Here is a 471-nt window from a genome sequence, read left to right as displayed (position 1 = left end):
TGCCGCCATCTTCAAGCACCACGGCTTCTCCGGTGTCGACTACCGATTCCAAAAAAGCCGCAGCTACACCGTCCGCGAGTATGTGACTCAGTATCTCGAAAGCGACTTCGCCTTTATCAACCGTCTGTGTGAAGAAGAAGGCATCTGGTATGCCTTCGAACAGCATGAACAACATGGCGATATCGTCGTCTTCGGCGACAGTCCCGAACACTACTTCCGCGACCAAAGCCTACCCGTTTCCTACCGCCCCCATGCCGGACTGGAAAGCACCGGTACCGAAGCACTCTTCAACTTAAGCATCCGTCACAACCCCATCGTCGAAGGCATACGCAGTGCCGACTACAACTACCGTACCGCCGATACCGGCCTCTTTGCCGAAACCGACAACAAACAATCCGAAGAATCGGCCGACAACACCGTCTTATTGGGCAAACAACAACACTGGGGCCTTCATCCCAAAACCCCCGACGA

The 471-nt window shown here is 54.6% G+C and carries 1 protein-coding gene; it reads left to right on the top strand.

Going from position 1 to position 471, the window contains the following annotated elements; genetic code table 11:
* Positions 1-471 (top strand): contractile injection system protein, VgrG/Pvc8 family (locus ACTHSL_RS12995; protein WP_440381691.1); only part of this gene is annotated, 471 nt, incomplete at both ends.

This window comes from Neisseria sp. P0008.S010 (assembly GCF_051962715.1).
GTDB classification, from domain to species: domain Bacteria; phylum Pseudomonadota; class Gammaproteobacteria; order Burkholderiales; family Neisseriaceae; genus Neisseria; species Neisseria elongata.
Note: the sequence above shows the minus strand (reverse complement) of the source record. Positions and strands in the feature narration are given on the sequence as shown.